20 protein-coding genes, 1 pseudogene and 1 riboswitch are annotated in these 20694 nt (G+C 66.4%); of the genes and pseudogenes, 8 read left to right on the top strand and 13 right to left on the bottom strand.

From position 1 onward, the window contains the following. Nucleotides 1-8 precede the first annotated feature (8 nt). Both ACZ75I_RS03070 and ACZ75I_RS03065 read right to left on the bottom strand, forming a co-directional pair. Nucleotides 9-518, bottom strand: coding sequence for a fimbrial protein (locus ACZ75I_RS03070; RefSeq protein ID WP_346476229.1), 510 nt, complete (start codon nt 516-518; stop codon nt 9-11). A gap of 38 nt (nt 519-556) precedes the next feature. Further along, complete coding sequence (locus ACZ75I_RS03065) at nt 557-3091, bottom strand: fimbria/pilus outer membrane usher protein (RefSeq protein WP_472959039.1); 2535 nt, start codon at nt 3089-3091, stop codon at nt 557-559. 419 nt (nt 3092-3510) lie between these two features. Here ACZ75I_RS03065 and ACZ75I_RS03060 point away from each other — a divergent pair, with 419 nt between their 5' ends. From ACZ75I_RS03060 to ACZ75I_RS03050, 3 genes are all read left to right on the top strand, one after another. After that, a complete protein-coding gene (locus ACZ75I_RS03060; protein WP_061478407.1) occupies nt 3511-4026 on the top strand; it encodes a fimbrial protein in 516 nt (171 codons plus the stop codon). Between the two features lie 54 nt (nt 4027-4080). Next, nucleotides 4081-4803, top strand: coding sequence for a fimbrial biogenesis chaperone (locus ACZ75I_RS03055; protein WP_472958692.1), 723 nt, complete (start codon nt 4081-4083; stop codon nt 4801-4803). Between the two features lie 485 nt (nt 4804-5288). Beyond that, a complete protein-coding gene (locus ACZ75I_RS03050) occupies nt 5289-5699 on the top strand; it encodes a hypothetical protein (protein WP_472958691.1) in 411 nt (136 codons plus the stop codon). 189 nt (nt 5700-5888) lie between these two features. Here ACZ75I_RS03050 and thiL read toward each other — a convergent pair whose 3' ends face one another. The 5 genes from thiL to ACZ75I_RS03025 all read right to left on the bottom strand — a co-directional run bounded on the left by thiL (nt 5889) and on the right by ACZ75I_RS03025 (nt 9791). Next, nucleotides 5889-6851, bottom strand: a complete 963-nt coding sequence (gene thiL, locus ACZ75I_RS03045) for a thiamine-phosphate kinase (protein ID WP_472958690.1) — start codon at nt 6849-6851, stop codon at nt 5889-5891. 125 nt (nt 6852-6976) lie between these two features. Continuing rightward, nucleotides 6977-7456 carry a transcription antitermination factor NusB gene (gene nusB, locus ACZ75I_RS03040; RefSeq protein WP_072167837.1) on the bottom strand — a complete coding sequence of 160 codons (480 nt, stop codon included), beginning with the start codon at nt 7454-7456 and terminating at the stop codon, nt 6977-6979. Continuing rightward, the gene (gene ribH / locus ACZ75I_RS03035; RefSeq protein WP_005415267.1) at nt 7453-7920 is read right to left on the bottom strand and encodes a 6,7-dimethyl-8-ribityllumazine synthase; all 468 of its coding nucleotides are present in this window, start codon (nt 7918-7920) and stop codon (nt 7453-7455) included. The genes nusB and ribH overlap by 4 nt, the downstream gene beginning before the upstream one ends. Nucleotides 7921-8091: 171 nt before the next feature. After that, the gene (gene ribB / locus ACZ75I_RS03030) at nt 8092-9192 is read right to left on the bottom strand and encodes a 3,4-dihydroxy-2-butanone-4-phosphate synthase (protein WP_472958689.1); all 1101 of its coding nucleotides are present in this window, start codon (nt 9190-9192) and stop codon (nt 8092-8094) included. Next, nucleotides 9189-9791, bottom strand: coding sequence for a riboflavin synthase (locus tag ACZ75I_RS03025; protein ID WP_472958688.1), 603 nt, complete (start codon nt 9789-9791; stop codon nt 9189-9191). Before ACZ75I_RS03025 ends, ribB begins: the two co-directional genes overlap by 4 nt. A 74-nt stretch (nt 9792-9865) precedes the next feature. Next, nucleotides 9866-10011, bottom strand: a riboswitch (FMN riboswitch). A gap of 300 nt (nt 10012-10311) precedes the next feature. Between ACZ75I_RS03025 and ACZ75I_RS03020 the strand changes: the two genes are divergently transcribed. The 3 genes from ACZ75I_RS03020 (at nt 10312) to ACZ75I_RS03010 (ending at nt 12460) form a co-directional block, all read left to right on the top strand. Continuing rightward, nucleotides 10312-10935, top strand: coding sequence for an outer membrane beta-barrel protein (locus ACZ75I_RS03020; RefSeq protein ID WP_472958687.1), 624 nt, complete (start codon nt 10312-10314; stop codon nt 10933-10935). A gap of 151 nt (nt 10936-11086) precedes the next feature. After that, complete coding sequence (locus ACZ75I_RS03015) at nt 11087-11971, top strand: hypothetical protein (protein ID WP_180866629.1); 885 nt, start codon at nt 11087-11089, stop codon at nt 11969-11971. Between the two features lie 114 nt (nt 11972-12085). Continuing rightward, nucleotides 12086-12460, top strand: a complete 375-nt coding sequence (locus tag ACZ75I_RS03010) for a hypothetical protein (RefSeq protein WP_180866631.1) — start codon at nt 12086-12088, stop codon at nt 12458-12460. A gap of 35 nt (nt 12461-12495) precedes the next feature. Here ACZ75I_RS03010 and ribD read toward each other — a convergent pair whose 3' ends face one another. The 6 genes and pseudogenes from ribD to ACZ75I_RS02980 all read right to left on the bottom strand — a co-directional run bounded on the left by ribD (nt 12496) and on the right by ACZ75I_RS02980 (nt 17259). Continuing rightward, nucleotides 12496-13581, bottom strand: a complete 1086-nt coding sequence (ribD, locus tag ACZ75I_RS03005; protein ID WP_180866633.1) for a bifunctional diaminohydroxyphosphoribosylaminopyrimidine deaminase/5-amino-6-(5-phosphoribosylamino)uracil reductase RibD — start codon at nt 13579-13581, stop codon at nt 12496-12498. A gap of 121 nt (nt 13582-13702) precedes the next feature. Next, a complete protein-coding gene (gene nrdR, locus ACZ75I_RS03000) occupies nt 13703-14224 on the bottom strand; it encodes a transcriptional regulator NrdR (RefSeq protein ID WP_019661036.1) in 522 nt (173 codons plus the stop codon). Nucleotides 14225-14373: 149 nt separating this feature from the next. Continuing rightward, a pseudogene (locus ACZ75I_RS02995) lies at nt 14374-14825 on the bottom strand (hypothetical protein). A 27-nt stretch (nt 14826-14852) separates the two neighbouring features. Beyond that, on the bottom strand, nt 14853-15272 hold the full coding sequence (locus ACZ75I_RS02990) for a hypothetical protein (protein WP_061478417.1): 420 nt from the start codon (nt 15270-15272) through the stop codon (nt 14853-14855). A gap of 67 nt (nt 15273-15339) precedes the next feature. After that, entirely contained in the window at nt 15340-16593 is a 1254-nt protein-coding gene (glyA, locus tag ACZ75I_RS02985) for a serine hydroxymethyltransferase (RefSeq protein ID WP_057494411.1), read from the bottom strand. Between the two features lie 186 nt (nt 16594-16779). Further along, the gene (locus ACZ75I_RS02980; RefSeq protein WP_346476234.1) at nt 16780-17259 is read right to left on the bottom strand and encodes an RcnB family protein; all 480 of its coding nucleotides are present in this window, start codon (nt 17257-17259) and stop codon (nt 16780-16782) included. Between the two features lie 252 nt (nt 17260-17511). On the opposite strand from ACZ75I_RS02980, the gene ettA reads away from it, so the two are divergent. Together ettA and ACZ75I_RS02970 are read left to right on the top strand one after the other, a co-directional pair. Then, entirely contained in the window at nt 17512-19176 is a 1665-nt protein-coding gene (gene ettA / locus ACZ75I_RS02975; RefSeq protein WP_005415249.1) for an energy-dependent translational throttle protein EttA, read from the top strand. Between the two features lie 182 nt (nt 19177-19358). Continuing rightward, complete coding sequence (locus ACZ75I_RS02970; RefSeq protein WP_061478420.1) at nt 19359-20675, top strand: NCS2 family permease; 1317 nt, start codon at nt 19359-19361, stop codon at nt 20673-20675. Nucleotides 20676-20694 lie beyond the last annotated feature (19 nt).

Genomic DNA, 20694 nt, shown 5'->3' with positions numbered 1-20694 from the left:
GTGGACGCTCACTCGTAATCCGCGGTGACCACGATCTCGGTAGACACCTCACCTGCGCTCGGCGCTTCGCCGGTGGGCAGGAAATAGGCGGCACGCAGGTCGTAACGCGCGGTGGCGCCAGTCACCGGCACATCAATGCCGGTGTCGCCATCCTTCAGATAGGTGCTGCCGGTGGTACCGGACAGCAGCGAGATCGACACGCCGTCGGCCGCATCGCTCGCAGCGGTGTTCTTCCAGCGCGTGGCATCGCCGTCGGCGGCGGTACCGGAGAAGGACAGCACGGCCTTGCTCACGCCAACGCAGCTCGCGAACTGCAGCGCCCCGGCCTTGATCTGCGCATCGGCGCCGGGCGTCAGGTCGTTGGCCTTCACCGGGTCCAGAGTGATCGGCGCAGCGGTGAGCGTGCAGGTACCGGGAAGCACCTTGCCGCTGATGGTGAGGGTGGCGCTGTCAGCCAGAGCCAGCGGCGCGGCGGCCAGCAGTGTGGTGCACAGGGTGATGCGGTTGAACAGGTTCATGAAAGAATTCCTTGGGTTGAAAGAATGAAATCAGGACATCAGAACGACGTGGCTTCGACCGCATCCAGGGCGGCCTGCAGCCCATTACTCGGGGCCGGCAGCGGCGTGCACACCGCCTGGCTCCACGACATCCCATAGGCATCGGGGGCATCCGGGGTGGTGTATTCCAAGCGGCAGCGATGCGGGCCGTCCGGGTCGACGATCAGCTGGCCCTGTTCGGGCGCGCCACGCAGCTGGATCACACCGCCCTGGCCCACCGCGCCATAGCTGCGACCGGTCTCATCTTCGATACGCGCGGCAAACGGCAGCGGCTGGCCCAGCGCATCGGTGGCGTCGATGAACAATGTGCGTTCGCGCTTGGCATTGAACGCAACCCGCACGATGCTGCCCGCCGTCGGCGCAATCCGCTGCGAGGTCTGCAGCAGCTCCACATCCATCGGCAGGCCCGACGGGTCCAGTTCGATCTGGTTCCAGCGGTAGGGGCTCACGTGCGGCAGCAGCGCATAGCCGTTGCGACCAATGCGCACGTCGCTGCCGTAGCCGATGCGAGCGCCCTGCGCGCCATCGGCCTGTACCAGCGCGAAGCCATCGCCCACCGGCGCACCGAAGTTGATGCCATCGCGGTGCACCACCACACTACCGGCCGCGCTGGCGTTGAAGGCGTTGTAATCACCCGACCGGCTGTAGCCGGCGGTGACCGTGCCCTGCCCACCCCGGTAGGACGCGTAGGCATTGGCGCTGCCCGCCCCGTCACTGGAATCGCTGGCAGACACGCTGTAACTCAGCTGCTGATCGGCACCCAGCGTTCCGTTCAGGCCCAGCTGGCCCTGATCGCCGCGTGCCGAATGGGCTACCTGGGTGCTCAATCGCGGCGCGCGCGGGGCCGAGCCCAACGGAATGCTGAAGGTCGCCGCATAGCGGGTGTCCTGGCGGCCATCGCCCATCTGCAGGCGCATGGCAGACAGGCTCAGGTTGGCGCGGCCCATGCTGGTCTGGAAGCGCAGCTGCAGATCGTTGTGCTGCTGTGCGCTGTCCCAATAGCGCACCTGTCCGCCATTGAGCGAAAGCGTGCTGCGCTCGCCGATGCGCTGCGAGAAATTCACCTGGAAGCGCTGGCGCGCACGGCCACTGACTCCCCAGTCGTCGTTGTACGCCTGGGCGAAATCATTCAGGGAGAGATAGCCGCGCGTGCTGTAGCGCAGCGCTGCCAGACCGAAGTTGGTACCCGTTGCGGTGATATAGCGCTGGTAGTTCAGCCGGAAGCTGTTGCCGGTCACCTGTTCGCCATTGGCCAGGCGCGCGCGCGAATGCGTGATGTCGGCACCGAACGCACCGAGCGGTGTATTGATTGCACCGCCGAACAGTGCGGAATGGAAGTCTTCGGCAATCTGCACCCCGCCCAGCGCGGTGAAATGGTTGCTGATGCCCCGTGCGTAGGTACCTTCGGCAAAGCGCAGTGCTTCACGCACACCACGTGCGTCGCGAAGTTCACCCGCGGTGACGCTGAAGCGGCTGGCACCCGGCCGCAGCGCCTGCGGCACTGCGGAGAAGTTGACAGTGAACTGCTGCTGGCGGCCGTCGGCTTCGGTGACGGTGACGTCCAGGTCGCCACCGAAGTTGGTCGGGTACAGATCTTCGATGGAGAACGGCCCCGGCGCCACGCTTACTTCGTGGATGACGTGGCCATTCTGGCGGATGCTCACCACCGCGTTGGTTTCGGCGACGCCTTGCACCACCGGCGCGAAGCCGCGCAGCGAGTCCGGCAGCATGCGCTCGTCGCTGGCCACCCGCACACCGGTAAATGACAGCGACTCGAACAGTTCGCCACCGGTCGTACCCTGCCCCAACAGCAGCTGGGCATTCCACGCCGGAAGATCACGCTGCAGCGTGCTGCTGATCACATCGTGACGCGAGCCATGGCTGCCCTGGCTGAAGGACGAACGATGACGCAGCCGCCACGCGCCCAGGTTCACGCCCGTGTTCAATCCCAGATAGGTCGACTGCTGGCCCTGGTGGCGGCTGTGGTTGATGTTGTAATCGAAGAAGGCTGCCGTGACGCCGTGGTCGCGCTGTGCAGGTGCCACGTAGCCGCGCGCATCGCGTGCCTGCGCAGCCTGTGGCACGTTCACTAGAAGCTGCAGATTGCTCTCATCGAACTCGACCGTGGCACCGTCGATCAGGCTGGGAAGCGCGACGCAGCCTTCATCATCCTGGTCCAGCTCGGCCAGGAACATCTCCTTCAGCGGCAACTGGCGTACCAGCCCGGCCGGCAGGCATGGGGTTGCACCCAGAGGCGCCGGCGCCGCCACGAAGGTGATATCTCGCGTGTCGTGGAACTGGCCATTGACCACCACGTCCAGGGGATACACGCCCGGCTCCATGGGATTGCCCTGCGCATAGCGCTGCATGTCGATGGCCTGGCCACCAATCAGGAAGCCCTCGCTGAACTGCAGGGACTCATCGCCGTGGGCACTGGCATGACCGGCAATCGCCATTGCCACGGCGGCGGCAATCGACAGCCCCAGCGGACGGCTGGCAAAACGATGCGGCGTGCGGAGATGAAGGAGGCGCATGTGCATGGTTAGCGTCACTCGATGAGGCCGAAGGCGACATCGCTCGTAGTCGAAGTGGGCCGAAGCGTAGACAGCGTGCGGCCGGCTTCCCATGCAATTTGTTGCAAAGCGACAACGCGCCACGAAACCACGCGGTTTCCAGCCACGCCTCTGTTTCGGCGCAATTCATGCTTGTTTTCAACAAATGACGGCAGTCAATCGAATGCATTGCAGATGCACCCAACGCTGCATGCGACAGCTTGCCGCAGTCGGAAATGACGCTTCTTAACCGGACGCTGTACCGCAAGCACGGACTCAACTGTCCTGCAAGCACCTTGCAACTAATTGCATATCCACGTGCCGCCCAGTTGGGAACACTGTGCGCATCCGCTGGTTCGTCCAATGCGGATTCCCCCTGATTCCCTACCGAGGACATTCCCATGTCGAACCGATTGAACCTGATTGCCGCCGGCGCGCTCGCGCTGGCCCTGTCTCCCGCCGCATTCGCCGAGAAGCTGGAAATCACCGGCGAGCTGATGACCAGCACCTGCTCGGTGGATGCCACCGGCGGCACCATCACCGTGCCGATGGGCAAGGTGGACGTGGCGTGGGTGAATGAAGCCGAGCGCGCCGGCATGAAGAACTTCAGCATCCTGCTGGACTGCACCGGCTCCGGCGCCGCGCAGGATGTGGGTGTGCGCTTTGGTGGCACGGCCGACGGCAGCACCGGCAACCTGGCGCTGACGGCTGCGTCTACGGCCACAAACGTGGGCGTGGCGCTGTACGACGCCGCGGGCAACCACCAGAAGCTGGGCGAAGACCCGCTGCAGTGGGTGAACATTCCAGCCGCCGGCAAGGGCCAGCTGGACTACAGCGCCTGGTATTCCTCGCCGGGCAAGAACGCCACGGCCGGCACGGCCAACGCCTCGGGCGATTTCGTCGTGCTTTACAAGTAACGCATATCCCTGCGCGTCACCCCGTGGTGGCGCGCCTTATTGGAGGACGACCTGATGAAGATCCGTGCAATGACGTGGATGACCGCGCTGCTGGCTGGCGCCCTGGCGCTGCCGGCATCGGCAGCGGTGACGCTGCAGGGCACGCGTATCGTGCATGACGCGGCCCAAGGCCGCGATGTAACCGTGAAGGCCACCAACGGTGGCGACAAGGCCGCGATGGTGCAGGTCTGGATTGACGATGGCGACAGCCATGCACGCCCCGAGAACGTGCGCACGCCCTTCCGCCTGACGCCGGCCGACCCGCGCCTGCTGCAGGCCCACCAGGGGCAGGCGTACCGCATTACTTACGCGCCGCGCCCGTCGGAGACACCGCTGCCGACGGATCGTGAATCGCTGTTCTACTTCAACCTGCTGGACATTCCGCCCAAACCCACCGATGCCGCCGGCAAGAACCTGCTGCAGTTCGCCGTGCGCACGCGGGTGAAGCTGTTCCACCGCCCGGCCGGCCTGCCCGGCAAGCCGCGTGATGCGGCCGGGCAACTGCAATGGCGTGCGCAGGCCGGTGCTCTGCTGGTGAGCAACCCCAGCGCGTATCACGTGACCGTAAGCACGCTGACGCTGCCTGACGGTCGCAAGGTGGAAGCAGAGATGATCGCACCGGGCGCGCAGGTACGTCTGCCGCTTCCGAGTGGTGCGGCGATGCCCGCGACGGTGACGTTCCAGTGGCTGGACGACTACGGCACTCCGCGCGATGCCGAGGCGAAGATCTCCCCTTGAGCGCAGCCTGACGCGCGAGCCGTCTTCTGTAGAGCCGAGCCCATGCTCGGCTGCTGTGCGGCCAGATCGGGCTGAACCCCGTGCATTGCGCTGTGAGCCGAGCATGGGCTCGGCTCTACATGCTTTGTCGTAATTGACGCGCTCCCGTGCGAGCGGAACATTTGCAACGCTTTCGAACTTTCCAACAATTCTCATTGGCAGCACTGGCCCTTCATGCAAATCATGTAGCGCCACCGACAACGGGTGGCACGGGCTTCCAATCCCGATCGGTAACACTGTTGTTTACGCTTGTCTGCCGGCGTCACCCTTTCCTTGTTGGGTGGCGTCGGCAGGCATTCTGTCCGCGCACCTATGGCGGGCGGTGCGTGGGGGCCTCGTGCCCGCCGGCGTTTCGCAGTGTTACCACCGGTATTGGAACCATGCACCGTCCGCCACCCCCGCTGTTAAGCAGGGTGGCCCCTTGCCGCTTGCACAAGGACGCCGCCATGACCGCTTCCCCCTACCCGCACCTGTTCGCCACCCTGGGCGAGGCCGCCACGCGCCTGCCCGATGACCTGGCCCGCACGCTGGAAGACACCTTCGTTGCGCTGCAGACCGGTAACAGCCCTGGCGCCATCACCCTGCAGGCCTGCCTGCAGCATATCCGCCAGGGCGATGCCGCCGATGGCCAGCCGTGGCCCGGCAGCAACCGCACACCCGGGCAGCGCCTGGCCTTGGCGCGCATCGACCGCGCCAATGCGGGGCTGAGTTTCCTGCTGGAACTGCTGCACGCCACCGAACGCGTGCGCGTGGACGGGGATATCGACCAGCACATGGATGACGGCGCGCGCGAAGGGCTGTTGCTGGCCTGCCGTGGGCTGGCCGAGTATGTGGATGTGCAGTTGCGGGCGGTGTAATGGCATCTGTAGAGCCGAGCCCACGCTCGGCTCATCACGATCCAATCGGATTGCAGCCGAGCGTGGGCTCGGCTCTACAAATGCCACGTCAACCAGAATAGTGCGCACTTGGGGTCAGAGCTCTTTGCGGCGCAAAGGGATCTGACCCCACACCGAAGCTTGGCACCCAGCAGTGCAGTACCGCTGCGGCTACGCGAAGTGCTGGTATCCGCCGTCGGCGGCTTCGCCGTCCACGTGCACGCCCTGCCCTTCGGCAATACGGCCGATGCGGGTGAGCGGCACGTCCAGCGATTCGGCCAGGTAGTGCAGCGCGTCGCGCTGGTCGGCGGCGGCGGTGAAGCACAGCTCGTAGTCGTCGCCCCCGCGCAGTGCGCAGTCGCGTGCGGCCTCACGACCGAGCAGTTCACGCAGTGCGTGCGAGATCGACAGCGAATCGGCATCGACATGTGCGGCCACGTTGCTGCGCGTGGCGATATGACCGAGGTCGGCCAGCAGGCCGTCGGACACATCCACCGCCGCGTGCGCGAAGGCACGCAGGCGCAAGCCGAGGGTCACGCGCGGCGTCGGCCGCAGCAGGCGCTGGCGCAGGTATTCGTAGTCGGCCAGCAGGGTAGCCGTGGCCACGCTCAGTGCACCCTGCTGCCACAGCCGCAGCGCACCGGCGGCATCGCCCAGCGTGCCGCTGACCCAGATATCATCACCCACCTGCGCGCGGTCGCGCCGCAGGGCCTGGCCGCGCCCGACCTGGCCCATCGCGGTGACCGACAGCGAGAGCGGGCCGCGCGTGGTGTCACCACCGATCAGCGCGATGTCGTGCTGGTCGGCCAGAGCGAAGAAGCCATCGGCAAAAGCCTCGATCCAGTCTTCCGACGCTTCCGGCAGCGACAACGCCAGCGTGCACCACGCCGGGCGCGCGCCCATCGCGGCCAGGTCCGACAGATTGACCGCCAGGGTCTTCCAGCCGATGTCGAAGGCCGGGGTTTCGACCGGGAAGTGCACGCCGCTGTTGAGCGTATCGGCGGTGACCACCAGTTGCTCGTTGGCACGCGGCTGCAGCAGCGCGGCGTCGTCACCGATGCCGAGCAGGATGTCGTCGCGCTCGAGGGTGCGGGCGCGGATGCGGTCGATGAGGGCGAATTCGGCCAGGGACATGGGGCGTTCTGCTTTCTTGTAGAGCCGAGCCATGCTCGGCTGCAGTTCGATCACGCACCGCACCGCCGGACGCAACCGTGCGCTGCACGGTGAGCCGAGCATGGCTCGGCTCTACAGAAATCGGGTCAGTGACCCGATTCGACCTTGCGCCATTCCACGGCGGCACGATCCAGCACGCCGTTGACGTAGGTGTGGCCGTGTTCGGAACCGAAACGCTTGGCCGACTCAATGGCCTCGTTGATCACCACCCGGTACGGCACGTCCAGGCGGTAGCGAAGCTCGTAGGCGGCCAGGCGCAGCACCGCGCGTTCGATCGCGTCCACTTCCTCGATGCCACGGTCCAGGTACGGGCCGAGCGCTTCGTCGATGTCGCGACGGTTGTCGAGCACGCCATGCACCAGCGCTTCGAAGTACGCCAGGTCGGCGATTTCGCGGGCCTGCTCGTGGGCGAACTGGGCAATCAGCGACTGCGCGTTGCCGCCCGAGATCTGCCAGGCGTAGATGGCCTGCACGGCACGACGACGGGCGCGCGAGCGCAGCACCGGATCGACGCCATCGCGGCGGATGGGTTTACCGGAGGGCTTGCCCTGGGTGTTCTTGTTCATGGCAGTTGCTCCAGCAGATTGACCATTTCCAATGCGGCGAGTGCGACTTCCTCGCCCTTGTTGCCGTGGCTGCCGCCTGCGCGGGCCTCGGCGTCTTCAACGCGTTCCACCGCCAGCACGCCGTTCAGTACCGGCACGCCGAAATCCAGCTGCACGCGCATCAGGCCTTCGGCGCAGCGGTCGGCCACGTGTTCGTAGTGGCGGGTGTCGCCACGGATCACGCAGCCCAGGGTGAGGATGGCGGCGTGTTCATGCGCGGCGGCCAGGCGTGCAGCCACCAGCGGCAGTTCCCAGGCACCCGGCACGCGGATCACGTCGATGTTGGCTTCGGTGATGCCGTTGCCGGCCAGACTCAGGCGGGCGCCTGCGACCAGCGCGTCGGTGATGCGGGCGTTCCAGCGGCTGGCCAGGATGGCGAAGCGCGCCGACTCGGGAGTGCGAAGATCGCCTTCGTAGTGGCTCATATGCGGCTTGGGGGACTCGATAAGGGGGTAATTCTAGCGTGGATGGGCCCCGGCCGTGGCTGGCGGGGGCCTGCAGGGTGTGCCAACCAACGGTCAGCCCCCACCGGTAGTGCCGGCCGCTGGCCGGCAATCCCGGGGATGCGGTTGCCGGCCAGCGGCCGGCACTACCCATTACAGGGTCACCGTCTCCACCACTTCCAGGCCGTAACCGGCCAGGCCGATCTGGCGGCGCGGGGTGCCCAGCACGCGCAGCTTTCCCAGGCCCAGGTCGGACAGGATCTGTGCGCCGGCACCGTTGCGGCGCCACTGGCCCACATCCTTGTCCTTGCCCGGCACCACCGGCGCCGGCTGCTGGCGCAGGCGGGCCAGCAGGGCTTCGCCATCGCGCGGGGCCGACAGCACCACCATCACGCCCGCGCCCTCGGCATCGATCGCCCGCAGGGCGTCGGTGGCGGCCACGCCGAAGTCGTCACGGCGCCAGTGCAGCAGATCGGCCAGCGGGTTTTCCACCTGCACGCGCACCAAAGTCGGGGTCTCCGCATCCGGGGCACCCCGGACCAGCGCGAAATGCAGGTCGTGGGCGATGCGGTCGCGGTAGGTCACCAGCTTGAACGGGCCGAATTCGGTGTCGATGTCGCGCTCGTCCACACGTTCAACAGTCTTTTCGGTGGCCAGGCGGTAGGCGATCAGGTCGGCGATGGAGCCCATCTTCAGGCCGTGCTCGCGCGCGAACACTTCCAGCTCCGGGCGGCGCGCCATGCTGCCATCCGGGTTCAGGATTTCCACCAGCACGCCGGCCGGTTCCAGCCCGGCCAGCATGGCCAGGTCGACGCCGGCTTCGGTATGGCCGGCGCGGGTCAGCACGCCGCCCGGCTGGGCGATCAGCGGGAAAATGTGACCCGGCTGGTGCAGGTCCGACGGCTTGGCATTGGGCTTCACCGCGGTGCGGATGGTGTGTGCGCGGTCGTGCGCCGAGATGCCGGTGGTAACGCCCTCGGCGGCCTCGATGCTGACCGTGAAGTTGGTCTGGAACTGCGCGGTATTGGCCTGCACCATCGGCGCCAGGCCGAGGTCGGCGGCGCGGGTGCGGGTCAGTGGCAGGCACACCAGGCCACGGCCATGGGTGACCATGAAATTGATGTCCGACGGCTTGACCAGTTCGGCGGCCATGATCAGGTCGCCTTCGTTCTCGCGGTCTTCGTCATCGACGATGACCACCATGCGGCCCTGGCGGATGTCTTCCAGGATTTCCGGAATCGGGGCGAAATTCATGCGCGTGCTCCTTCGCCCAACAGGCGTTCGACATAACGGGCGACCAGATCGATTTCCAGATTGACTGCACTGCCCACGCCGGTGGCGGAGAAGGCGGTGTTGGCCACGGTGTGCGGAATGAGGGCGACTTCAAAGCCTTCACCGTCCACTTCGTTGACGGTGAGGCTGACGCCGTCCACGCAGATCGAACCCTTCTTGGCGATGTAGCGGCGCAGCGAGGCCGGCGCGGCGAAGCGCCAGCGCTGGGCACGTGCATCTTCGTGGATGGACAACACCTGGCCGAGGCCGTCGACGTGGCCGCTGACCAGATGGCCGCCGAGGCGGTCGGTCGGGCGCATGGCGCGCTCCAGGTTGATGACCGCACCCTCGCCCAGCTGGCCCAGCGTGGTCAGGCCCAGAGTCTCGGTGGACGCATCGGCCTGGAAGCTGCGGGCGTCGAATGCGATGACGGTGAGGCAAACGCCATTGATGGCAATGCTCTCGCCCATCTGCACGTTGTCGAACGGCAGATTCCCGACATTGAAGGTGAAGCGGACATCGCCGCCGATGGATTCACGTGCGGCCAGACGGCCGACGCCTTCGATGATTCCAGTAAACAAGTAACGTTCTCCGCGAAAAGTGAGCGAAAAACGCCGCAAGGCAAACAGGTGCACGCAGGGCAAGAGCCCTGTAGCACCGTCTTCTTTCATCCGGACTATGACCGTCGGCTCCGGCATTGGACCGGATCTGCTGACCCCCGGCCGTGAGCCGGGGCGCTCGCGGGCTCGTGCTTGCGCACCTACCGCCGGTGGGGAATTGCACCCCGCCCTGAAGACGTTTGTGTACCGGCGAACCGGCCTGGTCAGTGTACCAGCCCGGCCTGAACGGGGTGGGATGCTCAAGGTCTGGGCCCCTTCCGCAGAACAGGGTCTGGCCCGGGGCCTGTGGGATTGGCGGAGGGATCAGAGCCGTTTTCCGGTGGAAAACGGATCCGACCCCTGGTCACTCCTGCCTGGGCTGTGACGGCCGTCTCTCGCATTTTGTAAAACTTTCATTAAAATCCGCAGCGGACGACATGAGGTCGCCACGGGCAGCCGCGAGGGCAGGCCCGCCAATGGACTGAAACTCACAGGAATTTCCATGCGCAAGATCCTGATCGTGGCCGCCCTGCTGGCCGCCGCCCCGTTCTCGGCGTCGGCCGAGGCCCTGAGCTACACCTACGTTGAAGGCGGCTGGACCCAGGTCCAGGTTGACGACGACCTGCTGGACGACCCGAAGGTCGACGGTGGCTACCTGCGCGGTTCGGTCGCACTCTCCGAACAGGTTCATGTGTTCGGTGGCTGGACCTACGCCAGCAAGTCGTACAACTACGACTACGGTTCCTACAAGCTGAAGCTGAACCAGCCCGAGCTGGGCATCGGCTACCACATGCCGTGGACCGACCGCGTGGACTTCACCGCTGACGCGGCCTGGGTCCGCCAGCAGGCCGAAATCACCGTCAACTCCGATTTCTACGGCCGCCTGCGCAACAAGGACCACACCAACCTGGGCCGCGTCACCCTGGGTATCCGCGGCAAGCCGTCGCGCATGACCGAAGCCTGGGCCAAGGCCGGCTACATGGATGGCGGCAACAACTTCAAGGGCACCTGGGTCGGCACCGTCGGCGGCCAGATCAACTTCACCAAGACCTGGGGTCTGGTGGGCGAGATCGCCGGCTACCGCGACGTCACCCAGTACTCGGTTGGCGTGCGCGCCAGCTTCTGATCCAACGATCGCTCCTCGTCGTGCGATCGAACGGGCCCCGCGAGGGGCCCGTTTTTTGTCCGCTGCACACCGTCACCTGGCTGCATCGCGCCGTCGAAAGTGTGGGTAGATGCGCTAGGCTTGCGCGCCTCTGGAACAGTAAAACACCGTCATGAAGACCCCCACCCGTACCCTTCTGGCCAGCGTGCTGCTGTGCGCCCCGCTGATTGCCAGCGCTGCACCGGCCCAACTGGCACCCGAGCAGGCCTTCGACCTGTATGCGCGCGTGCTGCTGGAGGACGATGCCACCGCCACGCGCACGCTCAACGACGCACTGAAGCCGGCGTTCGAGGACCAGGACGCGGTGACCCCCAACCCGGGGGCGCTGGCCAAGGCGCTGGCCGAGCCGTGGCAGGTCGTGCTTGCCAGCACCGGCGCAAAGGCCGACGCGGCCGCCACCGAAGCGCTGTATGCCAAGGCGCTGCGTGATTCGAAGTGCCGCGCGACCAAGAGCGTGATCGAAGACAACGAATACGTTGAAGACCAGAAGCTGGCGCGGATCACCTACAGCTGCCAGCTGCCCGACCTGGGCAAGGTCCGCCCGCTGTTCGCCGCCAGCCTTGCCTCCGACGCCAGCCCGGCTTCGCGCAAGCAGTTCACCGACGCTTACAGCCAGGCGCTGCAGAGTGGCGCGCGCGTGCCGGTCAGCGGCACCTTCACCCTGTACCCGGCCAAGGACAACGGCTACTGGTACAGCGGCAACTTCGATGACCTGGTGGGCACCGTAGCCGGTGCGCTGGCACCGTTCGAGGACTGGATACAGGACGCGCAGGCGGCCAACGCGCCAAAAGTGACCGGCGTACTCGGCTGCGACCTGCTGCTGCAGCAGCACCGCGCCTGCGTGGCGAAGATCGCGCCCGACCAGATCAGCGGCGTGGACGCGATGGCCGAGGAACTGAAGGCCAAGGCGCAGGTGAAGTCAGCCGATGAGATGACGCAGGAGTGCAAGGCGCTGCGCCCGATCGCCGAGATGATGTGGACCGACGAGTGCACATAAGCACGATGTAGCGCCGTTGCCTGCAGCAGGATCAATGGCACTTTCAGAACCGTTGCATGGTCTTGCGCACACTGCGTGATCAATGCTGTTGTCCTCTTCCACGAGGGCAACAGCATGAAGCACCGCATAACCTCGACCACGGCCCTTCTTGTCGCGCTGATGGTGTGCTGGCAGGCCGAAGCGTCCAAACCCAGGACCTTCTACGTGCAACCTTCGGTTGCCTTCGAGTCGACCCAGCTGCGCGACCGCGACATCGACGCGCAACTGAGCGAGAACGACGATTGCCGCGCGTTCCTGCAGTACCACGATCAGTGCGCACCGTCGGTACTGCCGGACGAGTACGACCAGGGCATCAGCCGGCGCAGGCTGCGGTGGAAGTCAACGCAACTGACGGGAGAAGCACTCGGTGCCTACTGCCGTGACCTGCATGTGCTGTGGAAGCAGCAATGGAAAGAACAGTGCCCCGCCCACGAGGACGAGGGCACCTGACAGCGCCGGAGCGGGGCCAGTGCCCCGCCATTGACTCACGGGCGCAACAGCAGCCGGATGTCCTCGCCGACCTGGCGCTGGTCAACCACGTGCAGGCGGCGCTGCTGGTCCATGGCATCGATGCCGAGGCCGGCCAGCAGCGGGCGTCCGTTGTCGCCCAGCAACGTGGGGGCCTGGTAGAGCAACAGTTCGTCCACCCAGCCGCCGCGCAGCAGCGCACCGGCCAGCGTCGCGCCGGCTTCGGTATGCACTTCGTTGATGCCGCGCTCGGCCAGCAGCGCCAGCACCGCGCCCAGGTCCAGCCGCCCTTCAACGCAGGGCACGCTGGCAAATTCGGCGTCGGCCGCATCCGGTGCGCTCACCGCCGCATCGTGCAGGTACAGCGTCGGCGCACCGCCCTCGCGCACACGGCTGCATTCGAGCGAGCGCAGGCGCGAATCGAGCACCACGCGCAGTGGTGGCATCACTTCGGTACCGGCCAGGCGCACGGTCAACATCGGGTCGTCGGCCAGCACGGTATCGGCGCCAGTCAGGATCGCACCGGCGCGAGCGCGCCAGTGCTGCACGTCCTCGCGCGCGGCCGGCCCGGTGATCCACTTGGAGCTGCCGTCGGCCATCGCGGTGCGGCCATCGAGGCTGGCGGCCAGCTTCACCCGCAGCCACGGGCGGTTGCGCTCCACGCGCGACAGGAAGCCCTTGTTGAGCTCGCGCGCCGGCGCCGCCATCAGTCCTTCGGCAACCTCGATGCCGGCATTGCGCAGCAGATCGAAGCCACCGCCATCAACCTTCGGGAAGGGATCGCGCATCGCCGCCACCACGCGCGTCACGCCCGCTTCAATCAGCGCCAGTGCGCACGGCGGCGTGCGCCCGTAGTGGGCGCAGGGCTCCAGGGTGACGTAGGCGGTGGCACCGCGGGCCTCGCTGCCGGCCTCGCGCAGCGCGAACACTTCAGCATGCGGGCCACCGGCGCGCTGGTGCCAGCCCTGCCCGACCACGCGTTCGCCATGGGCGATGACGCAGCCGACCATCGGATTGGGGCGGGTGGTGTAGGCGGCACGCTCGGCCAGGCGCAGTGCGTTGGCCATGTGCAGGTGGTCGAGGACGGAGAACGAAGTGGTCATGCGGCCATGGTAACGCCGCCGGTGTTGATCCATGCCGTCAGTGCCAACCAACGGTTGGCACCCACCAGTGAATGCGGCCATCGGTGCCAACCAAGGTTGGCATCTACCAGGGAAAAGGCGGTCAGCCCTTCTTCTTCTTGGTCAGGGCAATCACATCGCCCAGCAGCTGCAGCTGTTCGGTACTGGCCGGCAGCTCGCGCTCGAGCTTCTCGATCTCCTCGCGGAAATCGGCCACGTCCTCGAAGCTGCGGTAGACCGAAGCGAAGCGCACGTAGCCCACGTGGTCGAGCTTGCGCAGTTCGTTCATGACGAACTCGCCAACCTTGATCGAGGGCACTTCGCGCTCGCCGCTGATACGCAGCTGGTGCACCACCGCACGTACCGCTGCTTCGATCTTTTCTTCGGGCACCGCGCGCTTCTGCAGCGCGCGATCGAACCCCGCGCGGACCTTGCGCTGGTCGAACGCCTCGCGGGTGCCATCGCTCTTGACGATGGCCGGCAGCTTCAGCTCGACCGTTTCCAGGGTGCTGAAGCGCTCGCCGCAGGCTTCGCATTCCCGCCGACGGCGAATCGTCGCGCCGTCTTCAGAGACGCGCGAGTCGATGACCCGGGTATCGGCATGTTGGCAGAAGGGGCAATGCATGGAACGCCTGGCTCAGGGAAGTACCTATTGCCACGGTCATGGCAGCGTCGCAAAGGTACCTGAGAAAGGGCCCCGCAGCAAATGCTGTCTGCGCGGAAGTGCCTGCATTTCGGCCGAACAGAGCCTCCAGCGCGGTCAGCGCTGTGCGCTCAACCGGGTGTCGGCGGCACCGAGGCTGCGCGTGCCCAGCGCAGCCACACCAGGTGCCCGGCCATCACCAGCAACGGTGGGCCAAAGCCGAGGAAGGCCAATGTCGAGATCTCCCCGTGCTTGAAGGTGAAGTACAGCGTGGCGGCAACCACGGCCAATGCGGCCAGCCCCCCCCCAGCGCCAACCCCACCCAGGCGACAACCGGGGAATCGCGCAGGCCGACAAGGCCACGCCCCAAGAACAGCCCGCTCAGCCACAACCACGACAGCAGGCCGATGATTCCCGCCGACGACCACAGCAGCAACAGCGTGTGCTCGTCGCCCGTCAGGTACTTGCCGTCCCATACGACCATCAGCCCCAGCACGGCACCCGTACCGCCTGCTGCCACGGTGGGCAGGCCCACCAGCAGGCCGGCAATGGCCATCCCGCGCTTGTGCAGGCGATCATCCATGCGTTCGATGTCCTTCCATGGGCCACGTCATGCGCAGCGTTTGATCCACACCAGCATCGCAGCCGGCACCAGCATCGACGGGCCCAGCAGCAACAGGGTGATGCCTTCGGCGTGCACGGTGACGCCCCACCACAGCGCCAGCCCCAGCGGGGGCAAGGCGGCGAGACCGCCCGCCAGCAGCATCCACCACCAGAGACGGTGCACGTGCAGCCCGGCACGCCCCTGCATCAGAAAACCCGCACTGAGCCACAACCAGGCCAGGCAGCCGGCAATGCCGGCCAGGCCCCACAGCGGCATCACCGTCACCGAGGCCAGCGTGCCGTGACCGAACTGGCCCAGCCCCATCAGCAGCAGCATGGTCGCTGCCGCGCCGCCCATCACCAGGCTGGGCAGGCCAAGCAGCACCGCCAGGGCGGTGTACAGATACTTGAGGTGGCGCTCATCCATGCGCGGTTACTCCAATGCTGGGGTCAGAGCCCTTCCCTGCGGGAAGGGATCCGACCCCACTCCCCGATCAGCCGTAGACCGGGTACTTGCGGCACTGCGCGCTGACGGCGTCGCGCACGCGGGCGATCACGGCGTCATCGTTCGGCGCGTCGAGCACGTCGGCGATCCAGTTGGCCAGGTCCACGCAGTCCTGTTCAACGTAACCACGGGTGGTCACCGCCGGGGTACCCAGGCGCAGGCCCGAGGTCACGAACGGCGAACGCGGGTCGTTCGGCACCGAGTTCTTGTTGACGGTGATGTGCGCCTTGCCCAGCGCCGCTTCCGCGTCCTTGCCGGACACGTCCTTGCCGATCATGTCGACCAGCATCAGGTGGTTCTGGGTGCCACCGGAGACGATCTTGTAGCCGCGCGCGATCAGCGTGTTGGCCATCGCCTGGGCGTTCTTCACCACCTGCTGCTGGTAGGCCTTGAAGCCCGGTTCCAGCGCTTCCTTGAAGGCGACGGCCTTGCCGGCGATGACGTGCATCAGCGGACCACCCTGGATGCCCGGGAACACGATCGACTGCAGCTTCTTGACCAGGTCCTCATCGGCACCCTTGGCGATGATGATGCCGCCGCGCGGGCCGCGCAGGGTCTTGTGGGTGGTGGAGGTGACGACGTGGGCGTGGTCCAGCGGGCTCGGGTAGACGCCGGCGGCGACCAGGCCGGCGACATGGGCCATGTCCACGAACAGGTAGGCACCGACCTTGTCGGCGATGGCGCGGAAGCGCGCCCAGTCGATCACCTGCGAGTACGCCGAGAAGCCGGCGACGACCATCTTCGGCTTGTGTTCCAGGGCCAGGCGTTCGACTTCGTCGTAGTCGATCAGGCCCTGGTCGTTCACGCCGTACTGCACGGCGTTGAACAGCTTGCCCGACGCATTGACCTTGGCACCGTGGGTGAGGTGGCCGCCGTGGGCCAGGCTCATGCCGAGGATGGTGTCACCCGGCTGCAGCAGGGCGAAGTACACGGCCTGGTTGGCCTGCGAGCCGCTGTGCGGCTGCACGTTGGCGTAGTCGGCGCCGAACAGCTGCTTGAGGCGGTCGATCGCCAGCTGCTCGGCGATGTCCACGTATTCGCAGCCACCGTAGTAGCGCTTGCCCGGATAGCCTTCGGCGTACTTGTTGGTCAGCTGGCTGCCCTGGGCTTCCATCACCGCCGGGCTGGTGTAGTTCTCGCTGGCGATCAGCTCGACGTGGTCTTCCTGGCGCTGGGTTTCAGCGGCGATGGCCTTGGCCAGTTCGGGATCGTAGGTTTCGATGCGGACGTCACGCGGGAACATCGGGTACTCCAGCAGGCAGGGAAAGGGGTACGGCTCAGCCCCTGATTGTAGCCCCGCACCGGCCTGCCGGGGCCGAAAAGGCCGGGGCCGGCACTCCCGAAGGAATCCGGCCCCGTATGGTTTCGAGGGATGTTGTGGGATCAGGGCCCTTTCCGTTGGAAAGGGATCCGACCCCGGCCGCGATCCTCAGCGACTGTTGATGATGTAGTCGGCGATGATGCCGGTCGCCACCGCCACCAGCAGCATGTTGCCGCGGTCGTCGCGGATCCAGTGGTGCCCATACGGCGGGCGGCGCAGGTGGTAGCGCGGGTAGTCGTTCACCACATAGATCGGGCCGCGGTAGTAATCGCGGTAGCGGTGGCCGACCTTCCAGCCGTAGCCCGGGCCGTAGGCCGGGCGGTAGACCACGCGCGGCGGCGGCAGGGCCGGGCGGTAGTAGCGGTCGTGGTCGCGGTGCCAGTCGCGGCGGTCGCGCTCCCAGTCGCGGCGTGCCTCGCGGCGGTCGCGTTCCCAGTCACGGCGGTCCTGTCGCCATTCGCGGCGGTCCTCGCGCCACTCGCGGCGGTCATGGCCGCGACGGTGGTCGTTGTCGGCAAAGGCCGGGGCCACCGCGCCGAACGCCAGCACAGAGGCCACGGCGCTGGCCATTACTCGATTGATGCGCATGTCAGACCTCTGCTTGGGTGGTGGTGAGCCCATATTGCGCACCCGATCTGAACCGTTTCCGGCTGGAAACGCTTCCCGCTGCAGGACTGTGACGAAGTATTCAGGCCACGGCCAGCCAGCGCCCCTGCCACGGGCGCGGCCCGGAACCGGTTCCGGCTATAATTGGCGGTATTCCTTTCCAGTCTGTGCCCGCTGCCACAACGGGATGTTCCCGTGATGGGCCGGGCGCAGGGCCGCGCCTACGGAGACCTCATGTCCTCGCAATACATCTACACCATGAACCGCGTGTCCAAGGTGGTCCCGCCCAAGCGGCAGATCATCAAGGACATCTCGCTGTCCTTCTTCCCGGGCGCGAAGATCGGCCTGCTGGGCCTGAACGGCGCCGGCAAGTCCACCGTGCTGAAGATCATGGCCGGCGTGGACACCGATTTCGAGGGCGAGGCCCGCCCGCAGCCGGGCATCAAGGTCGGCTACCTGGCACAGGAACCGGAACTGGACCCGAACAAGACCGTGCGCGAGTCGGTCGAGGAAGGCGTGGGCGAAGTGCTGCAGGCCCAGGCCGCGCTGGAAGCGGTGTACGCCGCCTACGCCGAAGAAGGTGCCGACTTCGACGCGCTGGCCAAGGAGCAGGAGCGCCTGGAGGCGATCCTGGCCGCCGGTGATGCCCACACCCTGGAAAACCAGCTGGACGTGGCCGCCGATGCGCTGCGCCTGCCGCCGTGGGACGCCAAGATCGCCAACCTGTCCGGTGGTGAAAAGCGCCGCGTGGCACTGTGCCGCCTGCTGCTGCAGAAGCCGGACATGCTGCTGCTGGACGAACCGACCAACCACCTCGACGCTGAGTCGGTTGAATGGCTGGAGCAGTTCCTGGCGCGCTACACCGGCACCGTGGTGGCCGTCACCCACGATCGCTACTTCCTGGACAACGCCGCCGAGTGGATCCTGGAACTGGACCGCGGCCGCGGCATTCCGTGGAAGGGCAACTACACCGAATGGCTGGTGCAGAAGGATGAACGCCTGAAGCAGGAAGAAAACCAGGAAAAGGCCCGCCAGAAGGCGATCCAGAAGGAACTGGAGTGGTCGCGCCAGAACGCCAAGGGCGGCCGTTCCAAGGGCAAGGCCCGTCTGGCCCGCCTGGAAGAACTGCAGTCGCAGGACTACCAGAAGCGCAACGAGACCAACGAAATCTTCATCCCGCCGGGCGAGCGCCTGGGCAACATGGTGATGGAGTTCAAGAACGTCTCCAAGAAGTTCGGCGACCGCCTGCTGATCGACAACCTGTCGATGCTGATTCCGCCGGGCGCGATCGTCGGCATCATCGGCCCGAACGGCGCCGGCAAGTCGACCCTGTTCAAGATGATCACCGGCCAGGAAAAGCCGGATTCGGGCGAGATCGTGATCGGCCCGACCGTGCAGCTGTCCTACGTGGACCAGAGCCGCGACAAGCTGGAAGGCAACCACAACGTCTTCCAGGAAATCGCCGGCGGCCTGGACATCCTCAACATCAACGGCATCGAGATCCAGTCGCGCGCCTACATCGGCCGCTTCAACTTCAAGGGCCAGGACCAGCAGAAGATGGTCGGTTCGCTGTCCGGTGGTGAGCGTGGCCGCCTGCACATGGCCAAGACCCTGCTGCAGGGTGGCAACGTGCTGCTGCTCGACGAGCCGTCCAACGACCTGGACATCGAAACCCTGCGTGCACTGGAAGACGCGCTGCTGGAGTTCCCGGGCAACACCTTCGTGATCTCGCACGACCGCTGGTTCCTGGACCGCATCGCCACGCACATCATCGCTTTCGAAGGCGACTCGCACGTGGAGTTCTTCCAGGGCAACTACCGCGAGTACGAGGAAGACAAGAAGCGCCGGATGGGCGATGACGCTGCGCCCAAGCGCCTACGCTTCAAGGCGCTGAAGTAAGGCAACCGGAAAGGCCGCGCTCGCGCGGCCTTTCTCCTTTCGGTAGGTCACCACGTTGGTGGTGACGCTTTGAAGCGTACCGACCAACGGTCGGTATCCACCACCAACGGTCGGTACCCACGTTCTGCATTCGGGTAGGTCACGGCCGTTGGTCGTGACACCTTATCGTCGCGAGAATCTCCATGTCCCTGTTCGAGCGCATGTTCCAGCTGCAGCAGCACGGCACCACCGTGCGTACCGAGCTGCTGGCCGGCATCACCACCTTCCTGACGATGTCCTACATCGTCTTCGTCAACCCGGAGATCCTCGGCACCACCGGCATGGATGCGGGTGCGGTGTTCGTGGCCACCTGCCTGGCCGCCGCGCTGGGTTCGGCGGTAATGGCGCTGGCGGCCAACTTCCCGGTCGGCATGGCACCGGGCATGGGCCTGAACGCGTTCTTCGCATTCACCGTGGTCGGCGCTGCCGGCCTGCCGTGGCAGCAGGCGCTAGGGGCGGTGTTCATCTCCGGCCTGGTGTTCCTGGTGTTGTCGCTGACCGGTGTGCGGGCATGGCTGGTGTCGGGCATCCCTTCGTCGCTGCGCTCGGCGATCGTGGCCGGCATCGGCCTGTTCCTGGCGATCATCGCGCTGCAGAAGTCCGGCGTGATCGTCGGCAATGAAGACACACTGGTGGCGCTGGGCCCGTTGAACACGGCGCCGCCGCTGCTGGCACTGGCCGGCTTCCTGCTGATCGCGGTGCTGGAAGCGCGCCGCATCCGCGGTGCGATCCTGTTCGGCATCCTGGCGGTGACCGGTGCGGGCTGGGCATTGGGCGACGTGCAGTACCAGGGCCTGGTTTCGCTGCCGCCGAGCCTGGCGCCCACCTTCCTGCAGCTGGACCTGCCGGGCCTGCTGCACCATGACGGCGGCGCACCGATCGCGGTGCTGCTGCAGGTGGTGCTGGTGTTCGTGCTGGTGGAAGTGTTCGATGCCACCGGCACCCTGTACGGCGTGGTCGGCCGCGCCGGCCTGCTGAAGCTGCCGGGCGCGCAGAAGCGCTTCGGCCGCGCGTTGCTGGCCGACAGCACTGCCATCGTGGCCGGTTCGGTGCTCGGCACCAGCAGCACCACCGCTTTCGCTGAAAGTGCTTCGGGCGTGCAGGTGGGCGGGCGCACCGGCCTGACCGCGCTGGTCGTGTCGGCGCTGTTCCTGGCCGCGCTGCTGTTCTCGCCGCTGGCGGCGATGGTGCCCAGCTATGCCACCGCACCGGCGCTGCTGTTCGTGGCCGGCCTGATGCTGCGCGAACTGGTGGAAGTGGACTGGAGCGACCTGACTGAATCGGTGCCGGCCGCACTGTGTGCGCTGGCGATGCCGTTCACCTACTCCATCGCGAATGGCCTGGCGTTTGGCTTCATCGCGTATGCGGCGCTGAAGGCCGGCACCGGCCGCTGGCGCGAAGTGCATCCGGCGGTATGGCTGGTGGCGGTGCTGTTCACCCTGCGCTACGCGTTGGAGTAAGCACGCGGTGGTGCCGGCC

The organism is Stenotrophomonas sp. X (assembly GCF_055721025.1).
This window is presented reverse-complemented; position numbering and strand designations above follow the sequence as displayed.

Bases quoted from the DNA above. Each gene is read 5' to 3' on its own strand.
- ACZ75I_RS02990 (WP_061478417.1), bottom strand. From the start codon at position 15,272: ATGGATGAGCGCCACCTCAAGTATCTGTACACCGCCCTGGCGGTGCTG.
- nrdR (WP_019661036.1), bottom strand. From the start codon at position 14,224: ATGCATTGCCCCTTCTGCCAACATGCCGATACCCGGGTCATCGACTCG.
- ACZ75I_RS03055 (WP_472958692.1), top strand. From the start codon at position 4,081: ATGAAGATCCGTGCAATGACGTGGATGACCGCGCTGCTGGCTGGCGCC.
- ACZ75I_RS03010 (WP_180866631.1), top strand. From the start codon at position 12,086: ATGAAGCACCGCATAACCTCGACCACGGCCCTTCTTGTCGCGCTGATG.
- ettA (WP_005415249.1), top strand. From the start codon at position 17,512: ATGTCCTCGCAATACATCTACACCATGAACCGCGTGTCCAAGGTGGTC.
- ribD (WP_180866633.1), bottom strand. From the start codon at position 13,581: ATGACCACTTCGTTCTCCGTCCTCGACCACCTGCACATGGCCAACGCA.
- ACZ75I_RS03020 (WP_472958687.1), top strand. From the start codon at position 10,312: ATGCGCAAGATCCTGATCGTGGCCGCCCTGCTGGCCGCCGCCCCGTTC.
- ACZ75I_RS03050 (WP_472958691.1), top strand. From the start codon at position 5,289: ATGACCGCTTCCCCCTACCCGCACCTGTTCGCCACCCTGGGCGAGGCC.
- nusB (WP_072167837.1), bottom strand. From the start codon at position 7,456: ATGAACAAGAACACCCAGGGCAAGCCCTCCGGTAAACCCATCCGCCGC.
- ACZ75I_RS02970 (WP_061478420.1), top strand. From the start codon at position 19,359: ATGTCCCTGTTCGAGCGCATGTTCCAGCTGCAGCAGCACGGCACCACC.
- ribB (WP_472958689.1), bottom strand. From the start codon at position 9,192: ATGAATTTCGCCCCGATTCCGGAAATCCTGGAAGACATCCGCCAGGGC.
- ACZ75I_RS03065 (WP_472959039.1), bottom strand. From the start codon at position 3,091: ATGCGCCTCCTTCATCTCCGCACGCCGCATCGTTTTGCCAGCCGTCCG.
- ACZ75I_RS03060 (WP_061478407.1), top strand. From the start codon at position 3,511: ATGTCGAACCGATTGAACCTGATTGCCGCCGGCGCGCTCGCGCTGGCC.
- ACZ75I_RS02980 (WP_346476234.1), bottom strand. From the start codon at position 17,259: ATGCGCATCAATCGAGTAATGGCCAGCGCCGTGGCCTCTGTGCTGGCG.
- ACZ75I_RS03070 (WP_346476229.1), bottom strand. From the start codon at position 518: ATGAACCTGTTCAACCGCATCACCCTGTGCACCACACTGCTGGCCGCC.
- glyA (WP_057494411.1), bottom strand. From the start codon at position 16,593: ATGTTCCCGCGTGACGTCCGCATCGAAACCTACGATCCCGAACTGGCC.
- thiL (WP_472958690.1), bottom strand. From the start codon at position 6,851: ATGTCCCTGGCCGAATTCGCCCTCATCGACCGCATCCGCGCCCGCACC.
- ribH (WP_005415267.1), bottom strand. From the start codon at position 7,920: ATGAGCCACTACGAAGGCGATCTTCGCACTCCCGAGTCGGCGCGCTTC.
- ACZ75I_RS03015 (WP_180866629.1), top strand. From the start codon at position 11,087: ATGAAGACCCCCACCCGTACCCTTCTGGCCAGCGTGCTGCTGTGCGCC.